The sequence below is a fragment of the SAR324 cluster bacterium genome (assembly GCA_029245725.1).
Lineage (GTDB): Bacteria > SAR324 > SAR324 > SAR324 > NAC60-12 > JCVI-SCAAA005.
This window is the reverse complement of sequence record JAQWOT010000217.1, coordinates 1-2,664: the sequence shown is the minus strand read 5'-3', so window position 1 is coordinate 2,664 and position 2,664 is coordinate 1. Positions and strand designations below refer to the sequence as shown.

Here is a 2,664-nt window from a genome sequence, read left to right as displayed (position 1 = left end):
TTGACGATGGGCCAGCTGTTTACGGTAATGAATATCCCAGTGGAGGATCTTCGGACAACCGTCGCAATCCATCATCCAACACCTCAAATAATGACTTCAATCAAGGAAACAACGCTCCTTATGTTGAAGACGACGTACCGTTCGTGCGATCCGAAGTCTCTTTTGATCCATATTATCAGACACTTATCGTGTTGAAGGGCGTAGCCCCGAATACACTCACCGGAGTTTGGGAATAAGGGTCAGCAATGAGCGATGGTCGCATACTTGTGAAGGTGAAATTCCTTCTCCCTCGGTATCGGGGTAACAGCATCTCCCACGGTTTGTGGATTAGCAACCCACAGGTCGAAAGCATGGGAGAAAAGGGTCTAAGTGCCAACTTGCAGGCACGAATCGTCCCGAGCAAAGCTGGATATGACTACGATCAGGAACCTGTGTCAAATGTCGTTACGTCGAAAGCAGCGAAAGCAAGTTGTCACGCTGTAACCAAAATGGTGAGTGACCGTGAGGGGATGACCGTGAATGGGGTCATCTCGATACCCTTGAGCGTCACCGGCAAAAAACAGGAGTCTAAGTCCGGCGCAATAACGAGTATGCGGAACGGAGTAACCCCATGCAGTGCCCTCAGTTCGTCTGAGAAGATAGCTAGCCGAATGCCTACATGGGGCAGGACTGACCAAGAAGCCAACGCCTTGGGTAACACCAAGGATATGCAGACGTGGTCACTTAGTTATGGAAGATAGAGTCATGAGTAGTAGTACAGAAGCTATGAGCCATGAGGAAACTCGTAGGTATAAATGGAATCAGATTCCATGGGCAACCGTGGAAAAGAATGTATTCAAGCTACAAAAGCGAATCTATCAAACCACCAAAAGAGAAGAAACCTTTAAGGTACATAAACTTCAACGGCTTCTAATCAAGTCAAAGTGCGCAAAGCTGTTGGCAGTGCGCAGGGTAACACAGGACAACAGCGGTAAGAAAACCGCTGGTATCGATGGGGTTAAGAAATTGACACCAGAAGAGAGAGTCCGTCTGGTCGAAGAAATCGACTGGAGCAAAGAACCCAAACCTGTCAGAAGGATCTACATTCCAAAAGCAGGAAAGAACGAGGTTCGTCCTCTGGGAATTCCCGTGATGGAAGATAGAGCCAAGCAAGCACTTGTGAAACTCGCAATGGAACCAGAGTGGGAGGCCAAATTTGAGCCGAACAGTTATGGATTCCGAGCAGGTAGAGCCGCACATGATGCAACAGAAGCAATCTACAAAGCTATCGGAAGAAAAGCCGGAGGTTCCTTCGTCTTAGATGCCGATATTAAGGGATGCTTCGACAATATTGATCATGATGCCCTTCTCAGGAAGGTAAACACCTATCCTAGACTGCGCAAGATCATCAAAGGATGGTTGAAAGCAGGAATTCTGGACGATGGTGTCTTTCAGAAATCTGATGCAGGTACACCACAGGGTGGGGTAGTCTCCCCTCTGTTGGCGAACATTGCATTAGACGGTATGGAAGAACACGTCAAGGACAGATTGGACGAGGATCTCTTCCAATCTACCAAGGCCAGAGTGAAGCGAGAAGGACTGCCACCAATGTGTGGCAATAGGAGAGATGCCAGAAAAGCGATGGCTATCATCCGCTACGCAGATGACTTTGTGGTTATCCACAGAGACAAGGACATCGTGGAAAAGGCAAAAGAAGTAATCTCCGATTGGCTGGCAGAAATGGGTTTGGAACTCAAACCATCTAAGACGAAAATTGCCCACACCATAGAAAATCTGGACGGCAAAGCTGGCTTTGATTTTCTGGGCTGTGAAATAAGGCAATATCGGGATAAGACGACCAAATTGGGTCATAAAACCATTATCAAGCCATCCAAAGATGCGGCCAAGCGACATCTCGCTAAAGTCGGTGAGGTAGTGGAACGGCATAAGGGAACAAATCAGATTGCTCTGATTTCGAAACTTAATCCGATCATCAAAGGTTGGAGTAGATACCACTGCACAACAGTGGCTAGGAAGACCTTTGAATACCTAAAACACCGGATGTACGAGAAGTTGTGGAGATGGGCGTGTTTTAACCATTTTCACAAAGGGAAGATGTGGATCAAAGATCGATGCTTCCGCAGATATGGAGGATATAATTGGCGATTCATGACTGCTTCAGGTGAATTCCTGATGGAGCATACTGATCACAAGATAATCCGACACGCTATGATTAACCCTTCCAAATCTCCTTTTGATGGAGATTGGGCCGATTGGTCAGAACGGATGGGTAAAGAGCCAACCATCTCACCTAGAGTTGCGAAATTAATGAAGAAACAGGAAGGAAAGTGTGGAAGATGTGAACTCTTTCTCACATCCCGTGATCTTGTGGAAGTCCATCATATCGACGGAAACCACAAGAACAACAAGGAAACCAACCTAAATCTTCTTCACAGAAATTGTCATGACCAAGCCCACGGGGTGGCAGCATGAAGGTGGTGCGATTGTCAAACGCTGTAACTATGAGGAGCCGTGTGAGTCGAAAGGTTCATGCACGGTTCTGTAGCCGAATAGGATGGGGCGACCTGTTCTATTTAGGTAACTGACAAATTCCGATGCTCGCAGTAGCTGAAGCGGAACGGTATAGACAAACCCTGCAGCAGCTACAGGCAACACAGCAAAGAC

3 protein-coding genes are annotated in these 2,664 nt (G+C 47.1%); all 3 read left to right on the top strand.

Annotation, left to right across the window (positions count from 1 at the left end; translation table 11 throughout):
• On the top strand, positions 1 to 236 hold a 236-nt coding region (locus P8O70_11580), incomplete at its 5' end, for a hypothetical protein (protein MDG2197504.1).
• Positions 237 to 245: 9 nt separating this feature from the next.
• Positions 246 to 740, top strand: a complete 495-nt coding sequence (locus tag P8O70_11575) for a hypothetical protein (GenBank protein ID MDG2197503.1) — start codon at positions 246 to 248, stop codon at positions 738 to 740.
• Positions 741 to 744: 4 nt separating this feature from the next.
• A complete protein-coding gene (gene ltrA, locus P8O70_11570; GenBank protein ID MDG2197502.1) occupies positions 745 to 2,472 on the top strand; it encodes a group II intron reverse transcriptase/maturase in 1,728 nt (575 codons plus the stop codon).
• Positions 2,473 to 2,664: the final 192 nt, after the last annotated feature.